General features: G+C 43.4%; 26 protein-coding genes and 1 other annotated feature. Of the genes, 25 read left to right on the forward strand and 1 reads right to left on the reverse strand.

The genetic code is table 11. From position 1 onward, the window contains the following. Positions 1–32: 32 nt before the first annotated feature. The 8 genes from hemW (at position 33) to mtaB (ending at position 9,213) form a co-directional block, all read left to right on the forward strand. The gene (gene hemW, locus CVV77_RS00155) at positions 33–1,172 is read left to right on the forward strand and encodes a radical SAM family heme chaperone HemW (protein ID WP_100274371.1); all 1,140 of its coding nucleotides are present in this window, start codon (positions 33–35) and stop codon (positions 1,170–1,172) included. Between the two features lie 80 nt (positions 1,173–1,252). Then, the gene (hrcA, locus tag CVV77_RS00160) at positions 1,253–2,284 is read left to right on the forward strand and encodes a heat-inducible transcriptional repressor HrcA (protein WP_019258932.1); all 1,032 of its coding nucleotides are present in this window, start codon (positions 1,253–1,255) and stop codon (positions 2,282–2,284) included. A gap of 71 nt (positions 2,285–2,355) precedes the next feature. Next, positions 2,356–2,919: a nucleotide exchange factor GrpE gene (grpE, locus tag CVV77_RS00165; protein WP_100274372.1), complete on the forward strand. Its 564-nt coding sequence runs from the start codon at positions 2,356–2,358 to the stop codon at positions 2,917–2,919. Positions 2,920–2,942: 23 nt separating this feature from the next. Beyond that, on the forward strand, positions 2,943–4,778 hold the full coding sequence (gene dnaK / locus CVV77_RS00170; protein ID WP_088112414.1) for a molecular chaperone DnaK: 1,836 nt from the start codon (positions 2,943–2,945) through the stop codon (positions 4,776–4,778). A 199-nt stretch (positions 4,779–4,977) separates the two neighbouring features. Next, on the forward strand, positions 4,978–6,105 hold the full coding sequence (gene dnaJ, locus CVV77_RS00175; protein WP_003237095.1) for a molecular chaperone DnaJ: 1,128 nt from the start codon (positions 4,978–4,980) through the stop codon (positions 6,103–6,105). Between the two features lie 24 nt (positions 6,106–6,129). Then, positions 6,130–7,065, forward strand: coding sequence for a 50S ribosomal protein L11 methyltransferase (prmA, locus tag CVV77_RS00180; protein ID WP_019258930.1), 936 nt, complete (start codon positions 6,130–6,132; stop codon positions 7,063–7,065). A gap of 22 nt (positions 7,066–7,087) precedes the next feature. After that, on the forward strand, positions 7,088–7,858 hold the full coding sequence (locus CVV77_RS00185; protein WP_100274373.1) for a 16S rRNA (uracil(1498)-N(3))-methyltransferase: 771 nt from the start codon (positions 7,088–7,090) through the stop codon (positions 7,856–7,858). Further along, on the forward strand, positions 7,858–9,213 hold the full coding sequence (gene mtaB / locus CVV77_RS00190) for a tRNA (N(6)-L-threonylcarbamoyladenosine(37)-C(2))-methylthiotransferase MtaB (protein ID WP_100274374.1): 1,356 nt from the start codon (positions 7,858–7,860) through the stop codon (positions 9,211–9,213). Before CVV77_RS00185 ends, mtaB begins: the two co-directional genes overlap by 1 nt. 34 nt (positions 9,214–9,247) lie before the next feature. Here mtaB and CVV77_RS00195 read toward each other — a convergent pair whose 3' ends face one another. After that, positions 9,248–10,171, reverse strand: coding sequence for a Na/Pi symporter (locus CVV77_RS00195; protein WP_003237089.1), 924 nt, complete (start codon positions 10,169–10,171; stop codon positions 9,248–9,250). 172 nt (positions 10,172–10,343) lie between these two features. Here CVV77_RS00195 and rpsU point away from each other — a divergent pair, with 172 nt between their 5' ends. From rpsU to glyS, 17 genes are all read left to right on the forward strand, one after another. After that, positions 10,344–10,517 carry a 30S ribosomal protein S21 gene (gene rpsU / locus CVV77_RS00200; RefSeq protein WP_003152957.1) on the forward strand — a complete coding sequence of 58 codons (174 nt, stop codon included), beginning with the start codon at positions 10,344–10,346 and terminating at the stop codon, positions 10,515–10,517. A gap of 14 nt (positions 10,518–10,531) precedes the next feature. Then, the gene (locus tag CVV77_RS00205; RefSeq protein ID WP_003230022.1) at positions 10,532–10,978 is read left to right on the forward strand and encodes a GatB/YqeY domain-containing protein; all 447 of its coding nucleotides are present in this window, start codon (positions 10,532–10,534) and stop codon (positions 10,976–10,978) included. A gap of 130 nt (positions 10,979–11,108) precedes the next feature. Further along, the gene (locus CVV77_RS00210) at positions 11,109–12,422 is read left to right on the forward strand and encodes an NfeD family protein (RefSeq protein WP_019258927.1); all 1,314 of its coding nucleotides are present in this window, start codon (positions 11,109–11,111) and stop codon (positions 12,420–12,422) included. 21 nt (positions 12,423–12,443) lie between these two features. Then, positions 12,444–13,439: a flotillin-like protein FloA gene (floA, locus tag CVV77_RS00215; RefSeq protein WP_019258926.1), complete on the forward strand. Its 996-nt coding sequence runs from the start codon at positions 12,444–12,446 to the stop codon at positions 13,437–13,439. 24 nt (positions 13,440–13,463) lie between these two features. After that, positions 13,464–13,880 (forward strand): hypothetical protein, encoded by a 417-nt coding sequence (locus tag CVV77_RS00220; protein WP_088112418.1) that lies wholly within the window; start codon positions 13,464–13,466, stop codon positions 13,878–13,880. A 56-nt stretch (positions 13,881–13,936) separates the two neighbouring features. Continuing rightward, positions 13,937–14,218 (forward strand): sporulation protein YqfC, encoded by a 282-nt coding sequence (gene yqfC / locus CVV77_RS00225; RefSeq protein ID WP_003226191.1) that lies wholly within the window; start codon positions 13,937–13,939, stop codon positions 14,216–14,218. Between the two features lie 18 nt (positions 14,219–14,236). Then, complete coding sequence (gene yqfD, locus CVV77_RS00230; RefSeq protein WP_100274375.1) at positions 14,237–15,433, forward strand: sporulation protein YqfD; 1,197 nt, start codon at positions 14,237–14,239, stop codon at positions 15,431–15,433. Continuing rightward, entirely contained in the window at positions 15,430–16,389 is a 960-nt protein-coding gene (locus CVV77_RS00235; protein ID WP_003226195.1) for a PhoH family protein, read from the forward strand. Before yqfD ends, CVV77_RS00235 begins: the two co-directional genes overlap by 4 nt. Before the next feature lie 78 nt (positions 16,390–16,467). Beyond that, positions 16,468–18,603, forward strand: a complete 2,136-nt coding sequence (gene pgpH / locus CVV77_RS00240; protein WP_080010837.1) for a cyclic-di-AMP phosphodiesterase PgpH — start codon at positions 16,468–16,470, stop codon at positions 18,601–18,603. Beyond that, positions 18,604–19,077, forward strand: a complete 474-nt coding sequence (ybeY, locus tag CVV77_RS00245) for an rRNA maturation RNase YbeY (protein ID WP_003237071.1) — start codon at positions 18,604–18,606, stop codon at positions 19,075–19,077. It begins immediately after the preceding gene. Further along, complete coding sequence (locus CVV77_RS00250) at positions 19,058–19,429, forward strand: diacylglycerol kinase family protein (RefSeq protein WP_100274376.1); 372 nt, start codon at positions 19,058–19,060, stop codon at positions 19,427–19,429. The genes ybeY and CVV77_RS00250 overlap by 20 nt, the downstream gene beginning before the upstream one ends. A 120-nt stretch (positions 19,430–19,549) precedes the next feature. Next, positions 19,550–19,960, forward strand: coding sequence for a cytidine deaminase (locus CVV77_RS00255; RefSeq protein ID WP_003237067.1), 411 nt, complete (start codon positions 19,550–19,552; stop codon positions 19,958–19,960). Continuing rightward, the gene (gene era, locus CVV77_RS00260; RefSeq protein ID WP_003226207.1) at positions 19,941–20,846 is read left to right on the forward strand and encodes a GTPase Era; all 906 of its coding nucleotides are present in this window, start codon (positions 19,941–19,943) and stop codon (positions 20,844–20,846) included. The genes CVV77_RS00255 and era overlap by 20 nt, the downstream gene beginning before the upstream one ends. A 143-nt stretch (positions 20,847–20,989) precedes the next feature. After that, positions 20,990–21,133, forward strand: a complete 144-nt coding sequence (locus CVV77_RS00265; protein ID WP_003230053.1) for a YqzL family protein — start codon at positions 20,990–20,992, stop codon at positions 21,131–21,133. Positions 21,134–21,169: 36 nt separating this feature from the next. Continuing rightward, positions 21,170–21,937, forward strand: a complete 768-nt coding sequence (gene recO / locus CVV77_RS00270) for a DNA repair protein RecO (protein ID WP_100274377.1) — start codon at positions 21,170–21,172, stop codon at positions 21,935–21,937. Between the two features lie 39 nt (positions 21,938–21,976). Next, positions 21,977–22,152: a binding site (T-box leader), on the forward strand. Positions 22,153–22,234: 82 nt separating this feature from the next. Beyond that, on the forward strand, positions 22,235–23,122 hold the full coding sequence (gene glyQ / locus CVV77_RS00275; protein WP_003226213.1) for a glycine--tRNA ligase subunit alpha: 888 nt from the start codon (positions 22,235–22,237) through the stop codon (positions 23,120–23,122). Further along, positions 23,115–25,154 carry a glycine--tRNA ligase subunit beta gene (glyS, locus tag CVV77_RS00280; protein WP_100274378.1) on the forward strand — a complete coding sequence of 680 codons (2,040 nt, stop codon included), beginning with the start codon at positions 23,115–23,117 and terminating at the stop codon, positions 25,152–25,154. The genes glyQ and glyS overlap by 8 nt, the downstream gene beginning before the upstream one ends. Positions 25,155–25,272 lie beyond the last annotated feature (118 nt).

Raw genomic sequence — 25,272 nt, forward strand, 5'->3', positions numbered from 1 at the left:
TGCGGCTTCTTTCTGTAAAGAAGGTGAATTCGTTGAAATCAGCTTATATCCATATCCCATTTTGTGAGCACATTTGCCACTACTGCGATTTCAATAAATATTTTATTCAAAGCCAGCCTGTCGATGAGTATTTAAACGCGCTCGAACAGGAAATGATAAATACAATAGCAAAAACAGGGCAGCCTGACCTCAAAACGATCTTTATCGGAGGAGGCACGCCGACCTCCCTGTCTGAGGAACAGCTCAAAAAGCTGATGGACACGATCATCCGAGTGCTGAAGCCCTCAAGCGCCTTGTCGGAATTTGCGGTTGAAGCAAATCCGGACGACTTGTCCGCAGGGAAATTAAAAATTTTAAAAGAAGCAGGCGTAAATCGCCTCAGCTTCGGTGTCCAAACATTCGAAGACGATCTGTTAGAAAAAATCGGCCGAGTGCACAAACAAAAAGATGTATTTGCCTCTTTTGAAAGGGCGCGGGAAATCGGATTTGACAATATCAGTCTTGATTTAATGTTCGGACTTCCGGGACAAACCCTCAAGCATCTGGATCATTCTTTAAATACTGCTTTATCGCTGGACGCCGAGCATTATTCCGTGTACTCACTCATTGTAGAACCGAAAACGGTATTTTATAATCTGATGCAAAAAGGTCGTCTGCATCTGCCGCCACAGGAGCAGGAAGCTGAAATGTATGAAATGGTGATGAGCCGGATGGAAGCTCACGGCATTCATCAATATGAAATCAGCAACTTTGCCAAGGCAGGCATGGAATCTAAGCACAATCTGACGTATTGGAGCAACGAGGAATATTTCGGTTTCGGAGCAGGAGCCCACGGATATATCAGCGGTACACGGACAGTAAACGTCGGACCTGTCAAACATTATATCGACCTGATAGCAGAAAAAGGCTTTCCGTACAGAGATACACATGAAGTGACAACAGAAGAACAAATTGAAGAAGAAATGTTTTTAGGCATGAGAAAAATAGCCGGTGTCAGTAAAAAACGATTTGCAGAAAAATACGGTCGCTCCCTGGATGAACTTTTCCCAAGTGTATTAAAAGACCTCGCTGAAAAAGGACTGATTCACAATTCGGAGTCTGCCGTTTGTTTAACTCATCAGGGAAAATTATTAGGTAATGAAGTTTTTGGCGCTTTTTTGGGTGAGTTATAATTGACATTTTTCTTGTGGTTTGATACTTTTGTTATAGAATTAGCACTCGCTTATAGAGAGTGCTAACAGAGGTGATGATGATGTTAACAAATCGTCAGCTGCTGATCCTTCAGGTCATAATCAACGATTTTATTAAATCGGCGCAGCCGGTAGGGTCAAGAACTCTTTCGAAAAAAGATGAAATCACATTTAGCTCTGCAACAATAAGAAACGAGATGGCTGACTTGGAAGAATTGGGCTTCATTGAAAAAACCCATTCATCCTCAGGACGTGTTCCGTCAGAAAAAGGGTACCGGTACTATGTTGACCATTTGCTGTCACCCGTCAAACTGACAAAAAGCGATCTGGACCAAATCCACTCGATCTTCAAAGAGAAAATTTTCGAGCTGGAGAAGACAGTTCAAAAATCAGCGCAAATTTTGTCCGATCTGACGAATTATACATCCATCGTACTCGGGCCGAAGCTGAGTGAGAATTACCTTAAACAGATTCAAATCATACCGATTCAGCCCGATATGGCAGTAGCGATTCTCGTTACCAATACGGGACATGTGGAAAACAAAACGATTAATTTTCCAGCCAAAATGGATCTGTCTGATATTGAAAAACTGGTAAATATACTCAACGACCGTTTAAGCGGCGTTCCAATGGATGAACTGAATGAGCGCATATTTAAGGAAGTCGTCATGTACCTAAGACAGCACATTACGAACTATGACAATATTCTTGACGCGCTTCGTTCTACCTTTCATTCCACAAGCCACGTCGAAAAATTGTTTTTCGGCGGAAAAATCAACATGCTGAACCAGCCGGAGTTCCATGATATTACCAGAGTTCGGTCGCTGCTCTCGTTAATCGAAAAAGAACAGGATGTTTTAAAGCTTGTTCAATCCCCACACACGGGAATTTCGATTAAAATCGGGAAAGAAAACGACTATGAAGAGATGGAAAACTGCAGTCTGATCACGGCTTCTTATACTGTTGATCAGAAGCAGATCGGCTCAATTGCGATCATCGGCCCGACCCGCATGAATTATTCCAGGGTTGTCAGCCTGCTTCAGCATGTGACTTCAGACTTGTCAAAAGCATTAACAAGTTTGTATGATGAATAAGGGAATTTTGGCAAATTTTATCGAAGGGCGGAACCAGCCCTTCGCCTTACACTTTGAGGGAGGTGAACACAATGTCAGAAGAAAAACAAACCGTTGAACAAAACGAAACAGAAGAGCAAGAAGTGATTGAAGAACAAGCTGCCGCTGAAGAACAGCAGGAAGAAACAAACGAAAGCGAACTTCTTCAAAACCAAATTAACGAATTGCAAGGTATGCTTGAGGAAAAAGAAAACAAACTTTTGCGTGTTCAAGCAGACTTTGAAAACTATAAACGACGCAGCCGCTTAGAGATGGAAGCGTCCCAAAAATACCGTTCTCAAAACATCGTGGCTGATTTGCTGCCGGCTCTTGACAGCTTTGAAAGAGCACTTCAGGTTGAAGCCGACAATGAACAGACGAAAAGTTTGCTCCAAGGAATGGAAATGGTCCACCGTCAGCTCGTAGAAGCCTTGAAAAAAGAAGGCGTGGAAGCCATTGAAGCTGTAGGGCAGGAATTTGATCCTAATCTGCACCAAGCTGTTATGCAGGCTGAAGATGAAAACTACGGCTCCAACATTGTTGTTGAGGAAATGCAAAAAGGCTATAAGCTGAAGGATCGCGTCATTCGCCCTTCCATGGTCAAAGTGAATCAATAATTACATAGCAGGAGGTTATTCAAGTGAGTAAAGTTATCGGAATCGACTTAGGTACAACAAACTCATGTGTGGCAGTGCTTGAAGGCGGAGAGCCTAAAGTTATTGCTAACGCTGAAGGAAACCGCACAACGCCATCAGTTGTTGCGTTCAAAAACGGCGAACGCCAAGTAGGGGAAGTGGCTAAACGCCAATCTATCACAAACCCTAACACAATCATGTCTGTTAAACGCCATATGGGTACAGATTATAAAGTTGACATTGAAGGAAAAGATTACACTCCTCAAGAAGTGTCTGCTATCATCCTTCAACATCTTAAATCATACGCTGAGAGCTACCTTGGCGAAACAGTATCAAAAGCAGTTATCACAGTTCCTGCATACTTTAACGATGCTGAGCGTCAAGCAACAAAAGACGCTGGTAAAATTGCAGGTCTTGAAGTAGAACGTATCATCAACGAGCCGACTGCAGCAGCGCTTGCATACGGACTTGATAAAACAGATGAAGATCAAACGATCCTAGTATATGACCTAGGCGGCGGTACATTCGACGTTTCAATCCTTGAGCTTGGCGACGGTGTATTTGAAGTTCGTTCAACTGCCGGCGACAACCGTCTTGGCGGGGACGATTTTGACCAAGTCATCATCGATCATCTTGTGTCTGAATTCAAAAAAGAAAACGGCATTGATCTTTCAAAAGACAAAATGGCGCTTCAGCGTTTGAAAGACGCAGCTGAAAAAGCGAAAAAAGATCTTTCCGGCGTATCTTCTACGCAAATTTCTTTACCATTTATCACAGCTGGAGAAGCAGGACCGCTTCACCTTGAACTTACATTAACCCGCGCTAAATTCGAAGAGCTTTCTTCTCATTTAGTAGAGCGCACAATGGGTCCTGTCCGTCAAGCGCTTCAAGATGCAGGACTTTCTGCAAGCGAAATCGACAAAGTCATCCTTGTCGGCGGATCAACTCGTATCCCTGCTGTACAAGAAGCAATCAAAAAAGAAACTGGAAAAGAAGCGCATAAAGGCGTAAACCCAGATGAAGTTGTAGCGCTCGGTGCTGCGATTCAGGGCGGCGTTATCACTGGTGACGTAAAAGACGTAGTTCTTCTTGACGTTACACCGCTTTCTCTCGGTATCGAAACAATGGGCGGCGTGTTCACAAAACTGATCGACCGCAACACGACGATCCCGACAAGCAAATCTCAAGTGTTCTCAACTGCTGCTGATAACCAAACAGCTGTTGATATCCATGTTCTTCAAGGTGAGCGCCCAATGTCTGCCGACAACAAAACACTCGGCCGCTTCCAGCTTACTGATATCCCGCCAGCACCGCGCGGCGTGCCTCAAATCGAAGTTTCTTTCGATATTGACAAAAACGGTATCGTAAACGTAAGAGCAAAAGACTTAGGCACAGGAAAAGAACAAAACATTACTATCAAATCTTCTTCAGGTCTTTCTGATGATGAGATCGAACGCATGGTAAAAGAAGCGGAAGAAAATGCTGATGCTGATGCGAAGAAAAAAGAAGAAATTGAAGTCCGCAACGAAGCAGATCAGCTTGTTTTCCAAACTGAGAAAACATTAAAAGATCTAGAAGGCAAAGTGGACGAAGAACAAGTGAAAAAAGCCAACGATGCCAAAGACGCTTTAAAAGCAGCGATTGAGAAAAACGAATTTGAAGAAATCAAAGCGAAAAAAGATGAGCTTCAAACAATCGTTCAAGAGCTTTCTATGAAGCTTTATGAAGAAGCTGCTAAAGCACAGCAAGCTCAAGGCGGAGCAAACGCTGAAGGCAAAGCGGATGACAACGTTGTCGACGCTGAATACGAAGAAGTAAACGACGACCAAAACAAAAAATAAGTTCCTTTCCGAGTCAGTCCCGCTTCTGGGGCTGACCGAAAAGAACACATTTCATAATCTGATTCAATGATTAGAAAGTCAAAGTCAGGCATCTCTTGGCTTTGACTTTTTTTCTTGCCCGGGATAAAAGGAATTGAAAAATCATAATTCAAAATGATACAATCTAATTTATGTGAGAAATTCGGGAGAGTGAAGCGAGATGAGTAAGCGTGATCACTATGAAGTGCTGGGAGTAAGTAAGAGCGCTTCAAAGGATGAAATTAAAAAAGCTTATCGGAAGCTGTCAAAAAAATATCATCCTGATATTAACAAAGAAGCTGGATCGGATGAAAAATTTAAAGAGGTAAAAGAAGCGTACGAAACCCTGTCAGATGACCAAAAACGTGCGCATTACGACCAATTTGGGCATACTGACCCTAATCAGGGCTTCGGCGGCGGAGGTTTTGGCGGCGGCGATTTCGGCGGTTTTGGTTTCGATGATATTTTCTCAAGTATTTTCGGCGGAGGCACAAGACGAAGAGATCCTAACGCACCGCGCCAAGGTGCCGATTTACAGTATACGATGACCTTATCGTTTGAGGATGCCGCTTTCGGTAAAGAAACGACCATCGAAATTCCGCGTGAGGAAACGTGCGACACATGTAAAGGTTCAGGTGCGAAACCTGGAACAACCCCTGAAACGTGCTCCCACTGCGGAGGCTCCGGCCAGTTAAACGTGGAGCAAAATACGCCGTTTGGAAAAGTTGTTAACAGACGTGTCTGCCACCACTGTGAAGGTACGGGCAAAATTATTAAAGACAAATGTGCGGATTGCGGCGGCAAAGGAAAAATCAAAAAACGCAAAAAAATTAACGTGACAATTCCAGCCGGTGTAGATGACGGGCAGCAGCTTCGTCTCGCGGGACAGGGTGAACCAGGAGTAAACGGCGGCCCTGCCGGGGATTTATTTGTCGTGTTCCACGTGCGCGCCCACGAGTTCTTCGAGCGTGACGGCGATGATATTTACTGTGAAATGCCGTTAACGTTTGCTCAGGCTGCTCTCGGTGATGAAGTGGAAGTTCCGACGCTGCATGGAAAAGTGAAATTGAAAATTCCAGCCGGTACACAAACAGGAACTAAATTCAGATTAAGAGGCAAAGGCGTTCAAAATGTCAGAGGCTATGGACAGGGTGACCAGCATATCGTCGTCCGCGTCGTTACGCCGACAAACCTGACAGATAAACAAAAAGACATTATCCGCGAATTTGCCGAGGTCAGCGGAAACCTGCCTGACGAACAGGAAATGAGTTTCTTTGACAAGGTAAAACGCGCGTTTAAAGGCGATTAATTATTGGATGAGGAGTTGGTAGTTTTGAAATGGTCCGAATTAAGCATTCACACAACACATGAAGCGGTCGAACCTATCTCAAATATATTGCATGAAGCTGGTGCAAGTGGGGTTGTGATAGAGGACCCGCTTGATTTAATTAAAGAACGTGAGAATGTGTACGGGGAAATCTACCAGCTCGACCCCAATGATTATCCAGACGAGGGTGTCATTGTTAAAGCATACCTGCCGGTTAACAGTTTTCTAGGCGAAACGGTGGATGGCATTAAAGAAACGATTAATAATCTGCTTCTTTACAATATTGATTTGGGCAGAAATCACATCACGATTTCTGAAGTGAATGAAGAAGAGTGGGCCACTGCCTGGAAAAAGTATTATCATCCTGTGAAAATTTCTGAAAAGTTTACAATTGTGCCGACGTGGGAGGAATATACGCCGGTCCATACAGATGAACTGATTATTGAGATGGACCCGGGAATGGCATTCGGTACAGGAACACACCCAACAACCGTACTGTGCATTCAGGCGCTTGAACGCTTTGTGCAAAAGGGCGATAAGGTGATTGATGTCGGTACAGGTTCCGGAATTTTAAGTATTGCGGCTGCAATGCTTGAGGCGGAATCGGTTCATGCCTACGATCTTGATCCCGTAGCTGTAGAAAGTGCACGCCTCAATCTCAAGCTGAATAAAGTGAGCGATACTGCTCAAGTGAAGCAAAATAATTTGTTAGACGGGATTGAAGGGGAACATGATGTGATTGTTGCCAACATTTTGGCTGAGGTCATTCTTCGCTTTACTTCACAAGCGTACAGCCTGTTAAAAGAAGGCGGCCATTTTATTACGTCAGGAATCATCGGCCATAAAAAACAAGAAGTAAAAGAAGCACTGGAACAAGCTGGCTTTACCATTGTAGAAATCCTTTCAATGGAAGATTGGGTCAGCATTATTGCGAAAAAATAACAGTTAGTAGGTGTCACAGCGTATGCAACGATATTTTATCGAGCTCACGAAGCAGCAAATGGAGGAAGCGCCGGCTTTTTCGATCACCGGCGAAGATGTTCATCATATTGTGAACGTGATGAGAATGAATGAGGGAGATCAGATTATCTGCTGCTCTCAGGACGGCTTCGAGGCAAAATGTGAGCTTCAATCTGTTTCCAAAGATAATGTGTCCTGTCTTGTGGTAGAATGGACGAATGAAAACAGAGAGCTTCCGATAAAGGTTTATATTGCGAGCGGCCTCCCGAAAGGAGATAAGCTTGAATGGATTATCCAAAAGGGGACTGAGCTCGGAGCTCATGCCTTTATTCCTTTCCAAGCCGCTCGTTCAGTTGTTAAGCTGGATGATAAAAAGGCAAAGAAAAAGCGGGAAAGATGGACGAAAATCGCGAAGGAAGCGGCTGAACAATCGTACCGTAACGAAGTGCCGCAAGTGATGGATGTCCATTCTTTTCAGCAGCTTCTTCAAAGGATGCAGGATTTCGATAAATGTGTCGTTGCATACGAGGAGTCATCGAAGCAAGGGGAAATAAGTGCATTCAGCGCGGTTGTAAGCAGCCTTCCGAAAGGATCATCCCTTTTGATCGTTTTTGGTCCCGAAGGCGGTTTAACAGAAGCGGAGGTTAAACGGCTCACAGAGAAAGACGGTGTTTCGTGCGGCCTTGGACCGAGAATTTTAAGGACAGAAACCGCTCCGCTATACGCGTTGAGTGCGATTTCTTATCAAACAGAGTTATTAAGAGGTGATCAATAATGGCAACTGTTGCTTTCCATACGCTTGGCTGTAAAGTCAACCATTATGAAACAGAAGCAATCTGGCAGCTTTTCAAAGAAGCGGGCTATGAAAGAAGAGACTTTGAACAAACAGCTGATGTATATGTCATCAATACATGTACGGTAACAAATACGGGAGATAAAAAAAGCCGCCAAGTGATCAGACGCGCCATTCGTCAAAATCCTGACGGTGTCATCTGTGTCACAGGCTGCTATGCGCAAACCTCGCCTGCTGAGATTATGGCGATCCCTGGTGTCGATATTGTAGTCGGAACACAGGACCGGGAAAAAATGCTCGGCTACATCGACCAATACCGAGAAGAACGCCAGCCGATTAACGGTGTCAGCAATATCATGAAAGCAAGAGTATATGAAGAGCTTGATGTACCTGCTTTCACGGACCGGACAAGAGCGTCATTGAAAATACAGGAAGGCTGCAATAATTTCTGCACATTCTGTATCATTCCGTGGGCCCGCGGCCTGCTTCGTTCCCGGGATCCTGAAGAAGTCATTAAACAGGCGCAGCAGCTTGTCGATGCCGGATATAAAGAAATTGTTCTAACCGGTATTCATACAGGCGGCTACGGCGAAGATATGAAAGATTACAACTTCGCTAAACTCTTGAGAGAATTAGACACTCGTGTTGAAGGCGTTAAAAGGATCAGAATTTCTTCGATCGAGGCTAGCCAGATCACAGACGAAGTGATCGAGGTCTTAGACCGCTCAGATAAGATTGTGAATCATTTGCATATTCCTATCCAATCCGGATCAAACACAGTGCTTAAACGGATGAGACGTAAATATACGATGGAGTTTTTTGCAGACCGTTTAAACAAATTGAAAAAAGCATTGCCAGGCTTAGCTGTAACTTCTGACGTTATTGTAGGGTTCCCTGGCGAAACAGAAGAAGAATTTATGGAAACCTATAACTTTATTAAAGAACATAAATTCTCTGAACTGCATGTTTTCCCTTACAGTAAGCGCACAGGAACGCCAGCTGCGCGAATGGAAGACCAAGTGGATGAAAACGTGAAAAATGAACGTGTACACCGCCTGATTGCTCTTTCTGATCAACTTGCGAAGGAATACGCTTCTCAGTATGAAAATGAAGTGCTTGAGATTATCCCTGAGGAAGCGTATAAGGAAACAGAAGAAGAGAACATGTTTGTCGGTTACACAGACAACTATATGAAGGTTGTTTTCAAAGGAACGGAAGATATGATCGGCAAAATCGTGAAGGTCAAAATCCAAAAAGTAGGTTATCCATACAACGAAGGGCAATTTGTCCGTGTTGTTGAGGACGAAATAACTGAACATATGCGTTTGTCTTCTTAATTTAAAAACTGGTGCATTTACATGCACTGGTTTTTTATTTAGCTGGAATAAGGAAGTGAATCAAGCGGTAAAACAAGTTTGTAAGCGGAAGAAATAAAAGAGCTGTTACCACATTAAATAAAAGGCTGAAATGCGCGATCCTTTGTGCGGGATCAGGTGATAACTGTTCTACAAAGCCGGTCGCTGCTGTCAGAAAAGGAAATACAATAGCCACGCCCAGCACGTTAAACACCACATGGGCATACGCTGTCTGTTTCGCCGCATATCCGCCGGATACAGCAGCCATGACAGCTGTAATGCATGTCCCGATATTTGATCCGAGCACGACGCTCATCGCCTGTGTCAGTCCGATAATGCCTTCATTCATAAAGCTCATCAAAATGCCGATGCAGACGGAGCTTGAGTGAATGATGGCAGTTAACACCATACCGATGAGCAATGCGGACCAGTTTGAATCGTTAACGTGGTATAGAACGTCGGCTCCCGTTTTCAGCTTTGTAAGCGGTCCTGCCAGGTGGCTAAACCCGCTGATGCAAAAAAAGATGATGCCCAGTCCGAGGAAGCTTGTTCCCAGCTGTCTTAAGGGATACCTGCCAGTCAGAAAAAACAATAAACCGCCTATCAAAAGAATCCAAATCAACACATCCATTTTGATGGCAATAAATTCAGTTGTAAAAGTCGACCCGACATTTGTTCCCAGAATCATCGGTATCGTTCTCTTAAAAGAAAGAACGCCTGCACTTACAAAGCCAATGACAATAACCATAAAGGCTGAACTGCTCTGAAGAATCCCCGTAAATACAATACTGATAAGAAACGCTTTTAACGGATGGTTCGTAAATAAAAGCAAACGTTCTTCAATTTTTGAGTACGCCATTGAAATTAAGCCTTTTCGAAGCATGTTCATGCCTGCGAGAAAGAATAATATAAGAGCAGTAAAACTGATCAGAATCAACATCTTATTCACCAACCCCTTTCCATCATTATATAGACAGGCAGTCGCGCTCATGACGGAAAAGTGAACTCACTTAGTTGACCTGACTGATGGCTTATATTATAATGTCAAAGTACATGTTTATATGTGTAACTTAAAGGTAGTCGATTGGTGTATTCGGAGGGAGGGAAAGAGAATGTCAAAAACGGTCGTTAGAAAAAACGAATCGCTTGAAGATGCTCTTCGTCGCTTCAAACGCAGTGTATCAAAGACAGGTACTTTGCAAGAAGCAAGAAAGCGTGAATTTTATGAAAAACCTAGCGTAAAGCGCAAGAAAAAGTCTGAAGCTGCTAGAAAACGCAAATTCTAAAAGAGGGTGGATTTATGAGTCTTCTTGAGCGTCTTAACCAGGATATGAAGCTATATATGAAAAACCGTGAGAAAGACAAACTGACTGTCGTTCGAATGGTTAAGGCTTCACTTCAAAATGAAGCAATTAAGCTTAAGAAAGACAGTTTGACCGAGGATGAGGAACTCACTGTCCTTTCTCGTGAACTTAAGCAACGTAAAGACTCCCTCCAGGAATTTTCAAACGCTAATCGTTTAGATTTAGTAGATAAAGTTCAAAAAGAGCTGGACATTTTAGAAGTTTATTTACCTGAGCAGCTGTCAGAAGAAGAGCTGCGTACAATCGTAAATGAAACCATCGCGGAGGTCGGTGCGAGCTCAAAAGCGGACATGGGCAAAGTGATGGGGGCAATTATGCCTAAAGTAAAAGGTAAAGCTGACGGAAGTTTAATTAATAAACTTGTGAGCAGTCAACTGTCTTAAATGGCAAAGAAAAGGACATCTTTCTAAGAGAGATGTCTTTTTTTATACATAAAAAAATGAAACCTTTGATACATTTGTTACGTATGAAGAGAAGGCACTTATTATAAAAGGAAGGAGGGATACACCGCCCTTGCTTCACATCAAAGGATTCCGTGTTGCTCTATTGAGCATATTTTTACTTTCTTTATTAGGCGTACAGCTGAACGCAAAAGCAGAAAAACAAACGGTTTATGTGATACCGATTGAAAAAAATGTCGAACAGGGTCTCGCCTCGTTTTTGTCCCGTTCATTACAGGATGCAAAAGAAGCCCATGCAGATCATATTATTCTTGATATCAATACGCCGGGAGGATTGGTCAAATCAGCTATTGATATAGCGGATTTGATAACCGAAAGCGAGATCCCTGTAACTGCATATGTAAACAAACGCGCGTTGTCAGCTGGTGCATATATTGCCCTGCAAGCCGATAACATTTATATGGCGCCCGGCGGAAAAATGGGAGCGGCCGCGATTATTGATGGTAAAGGCAATGCCGCTGACCAAAAAGCTGAATCGCTTTGGCTTGCAGAGATGGAAGATGCCGCAGTGAAAAATAATCGCGATCCAAAATATGCGCTCGCAATGGCTGACCCGGATATAGATGCCAAGGAAGTCGGCGCGCCGAAGGGTGATCTGCTGACACTTAATGCTGATAAGGCGATTGATGTTGGTTATTCAGAAGGCAATGCTGACAATTTATCCGTGCTCGTAAAGAAGCTTGGGTTTGAAAAAGCACACATCAGCTATGCAAAGGAAAGCTTAGCGGAAAAGACAGCAAGATGGCTGACGAACCCGGTCATTGTTCCTATTCTGCTGACAATCGCTTTTTTAGGTCTGACGGTGGAGCTTTTTTCTCCGGGTGTCGGCATCCCTGGAACGATTGGATTCATTGCTTTGCTGCTGTTCTTTTACGGACATCTCGCAGCCGGCCTTGCAGGATACGAAACGGTTCTCCTCTTTATAGCAGGGGTGATCCTCATCTTGCTTGAGATTTTCCTTCCTGGGGGAATCATTGGATTACTGGGCTTAGGAGCGATTATTGCGAGCCTGTTTTTAGCTGCGGGAAGCTTTACTGTCATGGCGGTTTCTCTCTTGATCGCCTCAGCTGTTTCTATTACAGCTTTCATTTTACTGACAAGGGTGTTGGGAAAGCGTATGAAATTCTTTAAGAAATTGATATTAAATGATTCTACAAATACGGAGAGCGGCTACGTATCAAATCAAACGCGCACGGACTTAATAGGCAAAGTGGGTGTAACCTTTACACCGCTGCGTCCCGCCGGTACCGTCATTATTGATGATGAACGTCTTGACGTCGTTTCAGAGGGATCGTTTACAGAAAAAGATAAGAAAGTAAAAGTGATTAAAGTAGAAGGCTCACGCATTGTCGTGCGAGAAATTTAAACAGAAACGAGGAGAATAAATATGGATCCATCAACACTCATGATTCTGGCTATTATCGTAGTAGGGATCATTGTTTTAGCTGTATTTTTTACATTTGTGCCTGTTATGCTCTGGATTTCAGCATTAGCAGCCGGAGTGAGAATTAGCATATTCACTTTAATCGGAATGAGGCTTCGCCGCGTTATACCAAACCGAGTTGTGAACCCATTGATTAAAGCACATAAGGCTGGGCTTAATGTTACTACTAATCAGCTTGAAAGCCATTATCTTGCCGGAGGGAACGTTGACAGAGTTGTCAACGCGCTGATCGCTGCTCAGCGAGCAAACATTGAACTCACATTCGAACGCTGTGCTGCTATTGATCTTGCCGGCCGTGACGTATTGGAAGCCGTTCAAATGAGCGTCAATCCTAAGGTAATTGAAACGCCGTTCATTGCCGGTGTTGCTATGGACGGGATTGAAGTAAAAGCGAAAGCGCGAATTACAGTAAGAGCGAATATCGACCGTCTCGTTGGGGGAGCAGGGGAAGAAACCATTGTGGCCCGTGTTGGCGAAGGGATCGTCTCTACAATCGGTTCATCCGAAAATCACAAAAAAGTGCTTGAAAACCCTGACATGATTTCTCAGACGGTACTTGGAAAAGGATTGGACTCAGGAACTGCGTTTGAAATTCTCTCGATTGATATTGCTGATGTTGACATTGGCAAAAACATCGGAGCGATTTTACAAACCGATCAGGCCGAGGCTGATAAAAACATTGCGCAGGCAAAAGCGGAAGAACGCCGTGCGATGGCTGTCGCTCAGGAACAGGAAATGCGCGCCCGCGTAGAAGAAATGCGCGCGAAAGTGGTAGAAGCCGAAGCGGAAGTGCCGCTTGCGATGGCAGAAGCTTTACGTGAAGGGAATATTGGCGTCATGGACTACATGAATATCAAAAACATCGATGCTGACACAGAAATGCGTGATTCATTCGGCAAACTGACGAAAGATTCGTCTGATGAAGACCGCAAATCATAATCTCTCTAAGAAGGGAGAACTCTGATGGAAGATATACTGACCAATCCGCTTATTATTGCAGCGATTATCGGAATCATTTCTGCGATTTTCGGCAAAAAGAACAAAGAAGAAAAGAAAAGCAGCCAAAACAGAAAAAAGCCTCAGCAGATGCAAACTGCTTCTCCTCAAAAGAAGCAGGCAGAAGAAATATCTGCCCCTATTCCTAACCGCATGGAACAGGTAAGACGGGAAGCGGAAGAAAGACGCAGGGAAACAGAAAGAAACCTGAAAGGGCTAGAACGTGATCTTACTGCAGGTAAACAAAAAGCAGTATACACAAAACAAAAAATGCTTCAGGTTAATAAAGACACTGTGGTACAGGGGATCGTCTTAGGAGAGGTATTTGGGCCTCCAAGGGCGAAAAAACCTCACCATACGATGCGCTCGGCACGTAAAAATTAAAGTGTTAGAACCTCCTTTCAAATCATACATATGAGATGAAAGGGGGTTCTTTTTGTATGGGGCAAAGAAAGAATCGTATGAAAGCTTGGCTGACAAGAGCATTGGAAATTCCCCCGGACGTTATGATGGATCTGCCGCGGATTACAATGGTTGGCAGACTTCATATCTACATAGAAAACCACAGAGGCCTTTTGCTTTTCAGTGAGAATGAAGTGAGGCTGATGCTGAAGCAGGGCCAGTGCATCATATCAGGAAAAAACTTTGTCATCAAGGCGATTCTTCCGGAAGAAATTCTTTTGGAGGGTACGATTGATGTCGTTCGATATGTTGAGTCATAAAGCCGAGGGGGAAATGTTGTGAAAAATAAATGGCTGTCTTTTTTTTCGGGTAAGGTCCAGCTTGAATTGACGGGAAGAGGGATTGAACGGCTTCTTAATGAATGCACAAGACAGGGGATTCCGGTCTTTCATGTCAAAAAAAAGAAAGAAGCCGTATCGTTTTATATACAGCTTCAGGATGTACATGCCTTTCGGCGGGTGAGAAGAAAATTTAAATGTAAAGCCCGATTTATTAATAGGAAGGGATTCCCTTTCCTGTTGCTGAAATCAAAGCTGAATATAGGGTTTACGATCGGTTTTGCAATGTTTTTCATCCTTTTGTTTTTGCTTTCCAATATGGTGTGGAAAATTGATGTGACAGGCGCTAAGCCTGAAACGGAACATCAAATGATGCAGCATCTTAATGAAATCGGCGTCAAAAAGGGACGTCTGCAGTTTCTAATGATGTCGCCCGAAAAAATACAAAAATCGTTAACCAATGGAATAGACAATATCACCTGGGTCGGTGTTGATCTAAAGGGGACGACCATTCATATGAAAGTCGTGGAGAAAAATGAGCCCGAAAAAGAAAAGTATGTAAGCCCGCGCGATATTGTCGCCAAAAAGAAAGCAACCATTACAAGAATGTTTGTGCAAAAAGGACAGCCGATGGCCGCAATCCACGATCATGTGGAAAAGGGACAGCTGCTTGTTTCGGGACTCATCGGCAGCGAAGAGCAACAGCAGGAAGTCGCCTCAAAAGCAGAAATTTACGGAGAAACCTGGTACAAATCTGAAGTGACAGTCCCGCTTGAAACATTATTTAACGTCTATACGGGCAAAGTAAGGACAAAGCACAAGCTTTCTTTTGGCTCTTTGGCCATCCCGATCTGGGGTATGACGTTTAAAAAAGAGGAATTGAAGCACCCAAAAACAGAACAAGAAAAGCATTCGCTGAATTTTCTCGGATTTAAGCTCCCTATATCCTATATCAAAGAGCAAACGAGAGAAAGTGAAGAAGCTTTGCGAAAATATACGAAAGAAGAAGCAGTTCAGGAAGGCATTAAAATGGGTAAACTGGATGTAGAGGATAAAATAGGGGAAAACGGCGAGGTGAAAAGTGAAAAAGTTTTGCACCAGACTGTTGAGAATGGTAAAGTAAAGTTGATTATTCTCTACCAAGTTATAGAAGATATCGTTCAAACCACACCTATTGTCAGGGAGACTGAAGAATGACAGAACATTTACTTGCGATGAATCAAAAACTGAAAAGCCCGGACGAGGCGCTTTCACTGTTCGGGAACCAAGATTCTTTTTTGAAATTGATGGAGAAAGATCTGAATGTAAATATCATTACGCGCGGCGAAACGATTTATGTTTCAGGCGATGAAGAATCGTTTCAGATTGCAGACAGGCTGCTGGGATCGCTCCTCGCTTTAATTCGCAAGGGGATAGAGATCTCTGAACGTGATGTGATTTACGCCGTCAAAATGGCAAAGAAGAATGAACTTGAATACTTTGAAAGCATGTATGAAGAAGAAATTACAAAAACCGCAAAAGGCAAACCAATCCGTGTAAAAACGATGGGACAGCGGGAGTACGTGGCCGCTATGAAGCGGAATGACCTTGTATTCGGCATCGGCCCGGCGGGAACCGGGAAAACGTACCTGGCTGTCGTAAAAGCAGTCCATGCTTTAAAAAACGGACATATCAAAAAAATCATTTTAACAAGACCTGCCGTAGAAGCCGGTGAAAGCCTCGGTTTTCTCCCAGGTGACCTCAAAGAAAAAGTAGATCCTTATTTGCGCCCGCTGTATGACGCTCTTCATGATGTGCTTGGGGCAGATCATACAGAACGTCTGATGGAAAGAGGCATTATTGAAATTGCTCCGCTTGCATATATGAGGGGACGGACGCTTGATGATGCTTATGTTATACTTGATGAAGCACAGAATACCACGCCTGCTCAAATGAAAATGTTTTTGACGAGACTGGGCTTTGGCTCTAAAATGATCATTACAGGTGACGTTAGCCAAATTGATCTGCCGAAAGGCGTCAAATCGGGACTTGCAGTAGCGAAGGAGATGCTGAGAGGAATAGACGGCATTTCTATGATTGAGCTAGACCAGACAGACGTGGTCAGACATCCGCTTGTTGCGAAAATTATTGAAGCATACGATAAGCAAAATTAATGCTGAATGACCCGATCGCGCGTTATCGGGTCATTTTTATGATTGCTTATGGGCTTGATGTTTCAAGAGGAGGTTCTTGTGTTGAAAAAGAAGGGGAAGACCAAAAGCAGACCAAACAAATGGAGCAGCTTTAAAAATGCCCGCTCCATGCATGTCCTGCTGTATCTTCTGCTGGCTGCCATTATGTTTGCTTTGCTCTTTGTACATGTTAAGCCGGAAACACTTGATTTAGACCTGTTTTCAGTCAGCGACAAGACCATTTATGCTCCGGCAACCGTGGAAGATCAAAAAGCCACAGAGGAAAAAAAGCAAGCCGCTGAGGACGCGGTTGAAGATCAATATACTTTGAAAAAAGAATATACAGACAATCGGATTGACCTTGTGTCATCTATATTCGACAGTATCAGCGAAGTGAAAAAATCAGCGGAAGAAGACAGCAAATCACCGTCGGAAAAATCAATGGTTAAGTCTGTGAAGAACAAACTGACGTCAGATGTGAATGATTCTATTTCAGAGGATTCCATCAAGACATTGCTGAAAGCAGACAGTGAAGACTTTTCTTTCGTCAGAGATACGGTCATTACGGCAGTGAATACGGTCATGAGTAGTGAAATCCCGTCGGATAAACTATCTGATGCAAAGGATAAAGTAGAAAAAGAGCTAAAGAGCAATTCTATTCCGTCTAAATACTTAGGAGCTGCGACAGAAATCGGGCGTTTTGCTATTATTCCGAATTACGTCTTCGATCCGAAAGCGACAGAGGCAAAGCGTCAGGAAGCGTCAGACAATGTCCAGCAAGTTCAGATCAAACAGGGCCAGGTGCTCGTGGAAGAAAATGACCTCATTGATCGGGAAGTGTACAGAAAACTCGAGCTGACCGGGTTGTTAAATAACTCAAATCTCTTTAAGCCGATCAGCGGCCTATTGATTATGATCGGACTTTTCATTGCAACACTTGTATATTATTTTGAAAAACAGAAACAAAACCTGAAGGTTAAAAACCAATCCATCCTGCTTTTCTCCATTATCACAACGCTTTTGCTTGTGATCATGGAGGTCGTCAGTTTATTTCAGAAGATGGAATATAATAATATCGGTTATCTTGTTCCTATTGCGGCCGGCGCGATCTTAATCAAACTGCTGATGAATGAACGCATCGCCATTTTGGGAAGTATCATTCTTGCGATTTGTGGAAGTATGATGTTTAATCAGGGTGTGACAGGAACATTCAATTATGTTATCGGAATTTATTATTTGATCAGCGGGATTTCAGGTGTTTTATTTTTAGGAAAACACAATGCCAGATCAAAGATTTTGCAGACCGGGCTTTTCGTGGCGTTTATCAATATGGTTGTCGTTCTTTCCTTATTATTGATCCAAAACACTGCGCTGTCGGGTCTTGAAATCGGTACGTTAATGCTGATGGGGGTTGTATCGGGATTTGCTTCGTCTGTATTGATCATCGGGCTGATGCCGTTTTTTGAGACAGGCTTTGGCATTTTATCCACTATGAGGCTGATCGAGCTGTCTAATCCTAACCATCCGCTGCTGCGTAAAATATTAACAGAAACACCAGGTACATATCATCACAGTGTAATGGTCGCCAATTTGTCAGAGGCAGCCTGTGAGGCGGTTGGGGCTAATGGCTTACTTGCAAGAGTCGGCGCGTATTACCACGATCTCGGAAAAACAAAGCGGCCGCAATATTTTATTGAGAACCAAATGAATATTGATAATCCGCATGACAAGCTGTCTCCTCAGCTAAGTAAAAATATCATCATTTCGCATACCACTGACGGTGCGAACATGCTGAGAAGCTATAAATTTCCGAAAGAGCTTGTCGACATTGCTGAGCAGCATCATGGAACCTCGCTTTTAAAGTTCTTTTATTATAAAGCGAAGGAAAAAGGCGATCAGATTACAGAAGAAGAGTTCCGTTATCCGGGACCAAAGCCGCAGTCAAAGGAAGCCGCGATTATATCAGTGGCTGACAGTGTTGAAGCGGCTGTCAGATCCATGCATAACCCAAACCCTGAACGAATTGAAAAGCTTGTCCGGGGTATTATATCCGATAAGCTGCAGGACGGACAGTTCAGCGAATGCGATTTGACATTTAAAGAGCTTGATACAATCGCAAAAACGCTCTGTGCAACATTAAAAGGAATTTTCCACTCCCGGATCGAATATCCGGAGGCTACTAAGAAGGTGAAATAGATGAGTTTACTGATTGATATCGTTGATGAAACGGGGAGTGTCTCAGAAGAGATGCTCAAAGAAGTAGAAAATCTGCTTCAATTTGCCGCTGAGCGTGAAGGTGTTCAGGATCAGGCTGAAGTTTCTGTCACGATTGTTACCAATGAAGACATACAGCAGATTAATAAAGACTATCGCGGAAAGGATGCGCCGACAGATGTCATCTCATTTGCTCTTGAAGAAGAGGGAGAAGGCGAGGTTGAAATCGTAGGCGCGGAAATGCCGCCGGTTTTAGGTGATATTATCATCAGTGCAGATCGCACAAGGGAGCAGGCCGAAGAGTATAATCATTCTTTTAAGAGAGAGCTCGGGTTTCTTGCCGTGCACGGATTTCTGCATCTTTTAGGATATGACCATATGACGAAAGAGGAAGAAGAGGAGATGTTTACTAAGCAAAAGGATTTGCTGGACGCCTATGGACTCAAGAGATCATAGAAATGAGCTGAAGCGATTCTTCAAAAGCTTCGTGCATGCAGGCCGGGGCATATGGGAAACAGCGCGGACGGAGCGAAATTTCCAATTTCATACCGCAGCCGCCTGCGCTGTTCTCATTTGCGGCTTCCTTGTGGAGCTCAGCCCGATTGAGTGGGCAATTATTTTCCTTTTGATCGGCGGAATGTTTTCGCTTGAGCTTTTAAATACAGCCATTGAACATACGGTTGATTTAATAACAGACAAACATCACCCTCTTGCTAAAGCGGCTAAGGACGCTGCCGCCGGGGCTGTTTGCGTTTTTGCTGTCATTTCGTGTATCATTGGTTTACTTATTTTTTTGCCAAAGCTGTAATGGCTTAAAATTCTTACATTTATTTTACATTTTTAGAAATGGGCGTGAAAAAAAGCGCGCGATTATGTAAAATATAAAGTGATAGCGGTACCAATATAGGTAAGAGAGGAACATGTACACATGAACAAACAAGAATTAATAACAGAAGCTTTAAAAGCGCGTGATATGGCATATGCGCCGTATTCCAAGTTTCAAGTAGGAGCCGCTCTTCTTACCAAGGATGGAAAAGTGTACAAAGGCTGCAACATCGAGAACGCGGCATACAGCATGTGCAATTGCGCTGAGCGTACCGCTTTATTTAAAGCTGTTTCTGAAGGGGATACAGAGTTTCAGATGCTGGCAGTTGCGGCTGACACCCCTGGACCGGTATCTCCGTGCGGAGCCTGCCGCCAGGTGATTTCTGAGCTTTGCACAAAGGACGTTATTGTCGTACTGACTAATTTACAAGGACAAATAAAAGAAATGACTGTGGAAGAATTATTGCCAGGCGCATTTTCATCGGAGGATTTACATGACGAACGAAAGTTTTAAATCAGGATTTGTATCCATTATTGGAAGACCAAACGTAGGAAAGTCTACATTTTTGAACAGAGTCATTGGACAAAAAATCGCGATCATGAGCGATAAGCCCCAAACGACGAGAAACAAGGTGCAAGGAGTTCTGACGACAGGCACATCACAAACGATTTTTATTGACACACCAGGGATTCATAAGCCTAAGCATAAACTTGGGGACTTTATGATGAAAGTGGCGCAAAATACATTAAAAGAAGTCGATCTGATCTTGTTTATGATCAATGCAGAGGAAGGCTACGGGAAGGGCGACGAATTCATCATTGAGAAATTGCAGAAGATGTCTACGCCTGTATTTTTAATCGTAAACAAAATTGACAAAATTCATCCTGATCAATTGCTTCTGTTAATTGACGAATACCGCGGACGTTATCCTTTTAAGGAAATTGTTCCGATTTCTGCTTTAGAAGGAAACAATATCGAAACATTGCTCGCCCAGATTGAAGCATATTTGCCGGAAGGGCCGCAATTCTATCCAAGTGACCAGGTAACTGACCACCCGGAGCGCTTTATCATTTCTGAATTAATCAGAGAAAAGGTGCTGCATCTGACGAGAGAAGAAATCCCGCACAGCATTGCGGTGGCCATCGAATCCATAAAAGGACAGGACAACGGTTCTGTGCATGTAGCGGCAACGATTGTGGTCGAACGTGATTCTCAAAAAGGCATTGTGATCGGGAAAAAAGGAAGTCTGCTGAAAGAGGTCGGAAAAAGAGCGAGAGCGGATATTGAAGCACTGTTAGGCTCCCGTGTCTACCTTGAATTGTGGGTCAAAGTGCAGAAAGACTGGCGCAATAAAATGTCCCAGCTTCGCGATTTTGGCTTCAAAGAGGACGAATATTAATCTCTTGCTGTGTCATTATCTCACAGGAACAGGGAAGCATTAGCAAATTTTGTTTAACATGAAATGGAGGACATCTGGTCAAGATAAAGGTAAGAATTTGGAGTTTAGGTAAGCTAGTTTAACTACAGAAAGGTGGGTTTCTTGTGTTGAATTTTACCTGGAACGTATTTTCTCAAACAGGAAATGTTGATACGTATCTTCTTTTTAAAGAGCTGGAAAAAGAGAACATGGAAAGACCCGAAGAACTAGAAGATGAGCTAGCCCGATTTGATTATCCAATTTTATAAACCTCTTGGCCGCTCCTGCTTTAGGAAGGTGCGGAAATGCTGACAAAATGTGAAGGAATCGTTCTTCGCACAAACGATTACGGAGAGACGAATAAAATCGTTACTTTACTGACAAGAGAACACGGAAAAATAGGTGTTATGGCAAGAGGCGCCAAAAAACCGAACAGCCGTTTATCAGCAGTCAGCCAGCCCTTTTTGTATGGTTCATTCTTAATGCAAAAAACAACGGGCCTCGGAACGCTTCAGCAGGGTGAAATGATCCTCAGCATGAGAGGCATCAGGGAAGATTTGTTTTTAACAGCATATGCTGCGTATATTGCTGAGCTAGTCGACAGAGGCACAGAAGAAAAAAAGCCAAACCCTTTCTTGTTTGAATTCATTTTAGAATCGTTTAAACAGCTGAATGAAGGAACAGATCCGGATGTCATCACCTTCATTGTTCAAATGAAGATGCTCGGTGTCATGGGGCTGTATCCCGAGCTGAATCACTGTGTGCATTGTAAAAGCCAGGACGGGACATTTCATTTCTCTGTCCGTGATAACGGGTTTATTTGCCATCGCTGTTTTGAAAAAGATCCTTACAGGATTCCGATTAAACCGCAAACGGCAAGGCTGTTGAGGCTGTTTTATTACTTCGATCTGTCGAGGCTGGGCAATGTGTCCTTAAAACAGGAAACAAAAGTTGAATTGAAGCAAGTGATTGATTTATATTATGAGGAATATTCAGGGTTATATTTAAAATCAAAGCGCTTTTTAGATCAAATGGAAAGCATGAAACATCTTATGGGTGAAAACAAAAGTTGACATCTGGTCCATCTTTTTATATGATCATTTATTATAAAATATGTTGCAGTGAGAGAAAGAAGTACTTGCGTTTACCTCATGAAAGCGACCTTAGGGCGGTGTAAGCTAAGGATGAGCGCGCAACGAAAGGCATTCTTGAGCAATTTTAAAAAAAGAGGCTGGGATTTTGATCTCAGCAACTAGGGTGGAACCGCGGGAGAACTCTCGTCCCTATGTTTGCGGCTGGCAAGCATAGAGACGGGAGTTTTTTGGTTGCTGCCGCAGTCATCTTATGAAGGAAAAGTGGAGGTGCTTGAAATGAACATTCAAGACATGATTCTAACCTTGCAAAAGCATTGGTCCAGTCAGGGCTGTGTGCTTATGCAGGCTTACGATGTAGAAAAAGGGGCCGGCACGATGAGCCCGTATACATTTTTGCGCAGTATTGGGCCTGAGCCGTGGAAAGTGGCTTATGTAGAGCCTTCCAGACGCCCTGCTGACGGACGATACGGGGAGAACCCGAACAGACTGTATCAGCATCATCAATTTCAGGTCATTATTAAACCGTCTCCTGATAACATTCAAGAGCTGTATTTAGATTCATTGCGCGCTCTTGGAATTGATCCGCTTGAGCATGATATCCGCTTTGTTGAAGACAACTGGGAGAATCCGTCTTTAGGCTGCGCGGGTCTAGGCTGGGAAGTATGGCTTGACGGAATGGAAATTACACAATTTACGTATTTCCAGCAGGTCGGAGGACTTGAATGTAAACCGGTTTCTGTAGAAATTACGTACGGAATTGAGCGTCTTGCGTCTTATATCCAGGATAAAGAAAATGTTTTCGACTTGGAATGGACGTCCGGCTTTACAGTGAAAGATTTATTCATGATGGCGGAGTACGAGCATTCCGTTTATACGTTTGAAACGTCAGATGTCGATATGCTGTTCCAATTGTTCAGCACGTATGAAAAAGAAGCGATTAAGCAAATGGACAACGGACTTGTTCACCCTGCATATGACTATGTGCTGAAATGCTCGCACACCTTCAACCTGCTTGATGCCAAAGGTGCGATCTCTGTTACCGAACGGACAGGCTATATCGCAAGAGTGCGGAATTTAGCGAGAAAAGTAGCAAAAACCTATTATGAGGAACGAGAAAAACTAGGGTTCCCAATGCTTAAAGGGGAGGGTTCTTCTCATGAGTAAACAGGATTTACTTTTAGAGATCGGATTAGAGGAAATGCCGGCGCGCTTTTTGAATGAAAGCATGGTTCAGCTTGGTGAGAAGCTGACAGGCTGGCTTACAGAAAAAAATATTAATCACGGTGAAGTAAAGCTCTTCAATACACCGAGACGTCTCGCTGTCTTTGTAAAAGATGTAGCAGAAAAGCAGGCTGATATAAAAGAAGAAGCGAAAGGGCCTGCGAAAAAAATTGCTCTTGATGCAGACGGCAACTGGACAAAAGCGGCGATCGGCTTTTCAAAAGGCCAAGGCGCAAATGTGGAAGACCTGTACATTAAAGAAGTGAAAGGCACAGAGTATGTATTCGTGCAAAAGTTCCAAGCCGGCCAAGAAACGAAATCGCTTCTTCCGGAACTGAGCGGCTTAGTTACGAGCTTGCATTTCCCGAAGAACATGCGCTGGGGAAATGAAGATTTGCGTTATATCCGGCCAATCAAATGGATTGTCGCTTTATTTGGACAGGATGTCATTCCATTTTCGATCACAAACGTTGAGTCTGGACGGACAACACAGGGACACCGTTTCCTTGGACATGAAGTGTCAATTGAATCACCTTCGGCTTATGAAGAGCAGCTGAAAGAACAGCACGTTATTGCTGATCCTAACGTCCGGAAACAAATGATTCAATCTCAGCTGGAAGCGATGGCTGCAGAAAACAATTGGAGCATTCCAGTTGACGAAGACCTTCTTGATGAAGTGAATCATTTAGTAGAATATCCGACAGCTCTTTACGGTTCATTTGAATCTGAGTTTCTGTCAATTCCTGAGGAAGTGCTTGTCACGACAATGAAAGAGCATCAGCGCTACTTCCCTGTCAAAGACAAGAACGGTGATTTGCTGCCTCACTTTATCACAGTCCGAAACGGCAACAGCCACGCGATCGAAAATGTGGCCCGAGGCAATGAAAAAGTGCTGCGCGCGCGTTTATCTGATGCTTCATTCTTCTACAAGGAAGATCAGAAACTAAACATTGATGCAAACGTGAAGAAGCTTGAAAACATTGTTTTCCATGAAGAGCTTGGTTCTCTTGCTGATAAGGTTAGAAGAGTCACTTCAATCGCAGAGAAGCTTGCCGTTCGTCTTCAAGCAGATGAAGATACATTAAAACATGTGAAGCGAGCTGCTGAAATTTCTAAATTCGACCTTGTCACTCATATGATATACGAATTCCCTGAGCTTCAAGGAATTATGGGTGAAAAGTATGCGAGAATGCTTGGTGAAGATGAAGCAGTGGCTACGGCAGTCAACGAACACTATATGCCTAGATCAGCAGGCGGAGAAACGCCTTCTACTTTCATCGGAGCAGTTGTAGCAATGGCGGATAAGCTTGACACAATCACTTCATTCTTCTCTATTGGTGTTATTCCGACCGGTTCTCAGGATCCTTACGGGCTGCGCCGCCAAGCGAGCGGTATTGTTGCAATTCTTCTTGACCGCAACTGGGGAATTTCGTTTGAAGAGCTGCTTACTTTCGTACAAACCGATAAAGAAAATGAATTGCTGGATTTCTTCACTCAGCGCCTGAAATATGTCTTGAATGCTGAACAGATCAGACACGATGTTATCGATGCCGTGCTGGAAAGCTCTGAGCTTGAGCCATACTCAGCGCTGCATAAAGCACAAGTACTGGAACAAAAACTTGGTGCGCCGGGCTTTAAGGAAACAGCGGAAGCTTTAGGCCGAGTGATTTCTATCAGCAAAAAAGGAGTCCGCGGAGACATTCAGCCTGATCTATTTGAAAATGAATACGAAGCAAAACTGTTTGATGCCTACCAAACAGCGAAGCAAAATCTGCAGGAAAGCTTCAGCAAAAAAGATTACGAGGCGGCCCTTGCTTCACTTTCAGCCTTAAAAGAACCGATCGATGCATACTTCGATCATACAATGGTTATAGCGGATAACGAGACATTAAAGGCAAACCGATTAGCGCAAATGGTAAATTTGGCGGATGAGATCAAGTCCTTTGCGAATATGAATGCCCTTATTGTAAAATAAAGAGAGAAAAGGCGGTTGCTGTGTGATCGGTAATCGTCTTTTCCCCATTTATAAGTTTTTTTTGTTTGATTACAAGATATTTACGATATAATATGGATTATTATTTCTTTACATAGAT

This window comes from Bacillus sp. SN1 (assembly GCF_002796895.1).
GTDB lineage: Bacteria > Bacillota > Bacilli > Bacillales > Bacillaceae > Bacillus > Bacillus inaquosorum.

What these genes read in the sequence shown, in the direction of transcription:
- hrcA (WP_019258932.1), top strand. Translation starts at nt 1,253, where the DNA reads ATGTTAACAAATCGTCAGCTGCTGATCCTTCAGGTCATAATCAACGAT.
- grpE (WP_100274372.1), top strand. Translation starts at nt 2,356, where the DNA reads ATGTCAGAAGAAAAACAAACCGTTGAACAAAACGAAACAGAAGAGCAA.
- dnaJ (WP_003237095.1), top strand. Translation starts at nt 4,978, where the DNA reads ATGAGTAAGCGTGATCACTATGAAGTGCTGGGAGTAAGTAAGAGCGCT.
- CVV77_RS00185 (WP_100274373.1), top strand. Translation starts at nt 7,088, where the DNA reads ATGCAACGATATTTTATCGAGCTCACGAAGCAGCAAATGGAGGAAGCG.
- mtaB (WP_100274374.1), top strand. Translation starts at nt 7,858, where the DNA reads ATGGCAACTGTTGCTTTCCATACGCTTGGCTGTAAAGTCAACCATTAT.
- CVV77_RS00195 (WP_003237089.1), bottom strand. Translation starts at nt 10,171, where the DNA reads ATGTTGATTCTGATCAGTTTTACTGCTCTTATATTATTCTTTCTCGCA.
- rpsU (WP_003152957.1), top strand. Translation starts at nt 10,344, where the DNA reads ATGTCAAAAACGGTCGTTAGAAAAAACGAATCGCTTGAAGATGCTCTT.
- CVV77_RS00205 (WP_003230022.1), top strand. Translation starts at nt 10,532, where the DNA reads ATGAGTCTTCTTGAGCGTCTTAACCAGGATATGAAGCTATATATGAAA.
- floA (WP_019258926.1), top strand. Translation starts at nt 12,444, where the DNA reads ATGGATCCATCAACACTCATGATTCTGGCTATTATCGTAGTAGGGATC.
- CVV77_RS00220 (WP_088112418.1), top strand. Translation starts at nt 13,464, where the DNA reads ATGGAAGATATACTGACCAATCCGCTTATTATTGCAGCGATTATCGGA.
- yqfC (WP_003226191.1), top strand. Translation starts at nt 13,937, where the DNA reads ATGGGGCAAAGAAAGAATCGTATGAAAGCTTGGCTGACAAGAGCATTG.
- CVV77_RS00235 (WP_003226195.1), top strand. Translation starts at nt 15,430, where the DNA reads ATGACAGAACATTTACTTGCGATGAATCAAAAACTGAAAAGCCCGGAC.
- ybeY (WP_003237071.1), top strand. Translation starts at nt 18,604, where the DNA reads ATGAGTTTACTGATTGATATCGTTGATGAAACGGGGAGTGTCTCAGAA.
- CVV77_RS00250 (WP_100274376.1), top strand. Translation starts at nt 19,058, where the DNA reads ATGGACTCAAGAGATCATAGAAATGAGCTGAAGCGATTCTTCAAAAGC.
- CVV77_RS00255 (WP_003237067.1), top strand. Translation starts at nt 19,550, where the DNA reads ATGAACAAACAAGAATTAATAACAGAAGCTTTAAAAGCGCGTGATATG.
- era (WP_003226207.1), top strand. Translation starts at nt 19,941, where the DNA reads ATGACGAACGAAAGTTTTAAATCAGGATTTGTATCCATTATTGGAAGA.
- recO (WP_100274377.1), top strand. Translation starts at nt 21,170, where the DNA reads ATGCTGACAAAATGTGAAGGAATCGTTCTTCGCACAAACGATTACGGA.
- glyQ (WP_003226213.1), top strand. Translation starts at nt 22,235, where the DNA reads ATGAACATTCAAGACATGATTCTAACCTTGCAAAAGCATTGGTCCAGT.
- glyS (WP_100274378.1), top strand. Translation starts at nt 23,115, where the DNA reads ATGAGTAAACAGGATTTACTTTTAGAGATCGGATTAGAGGAAATGCCG.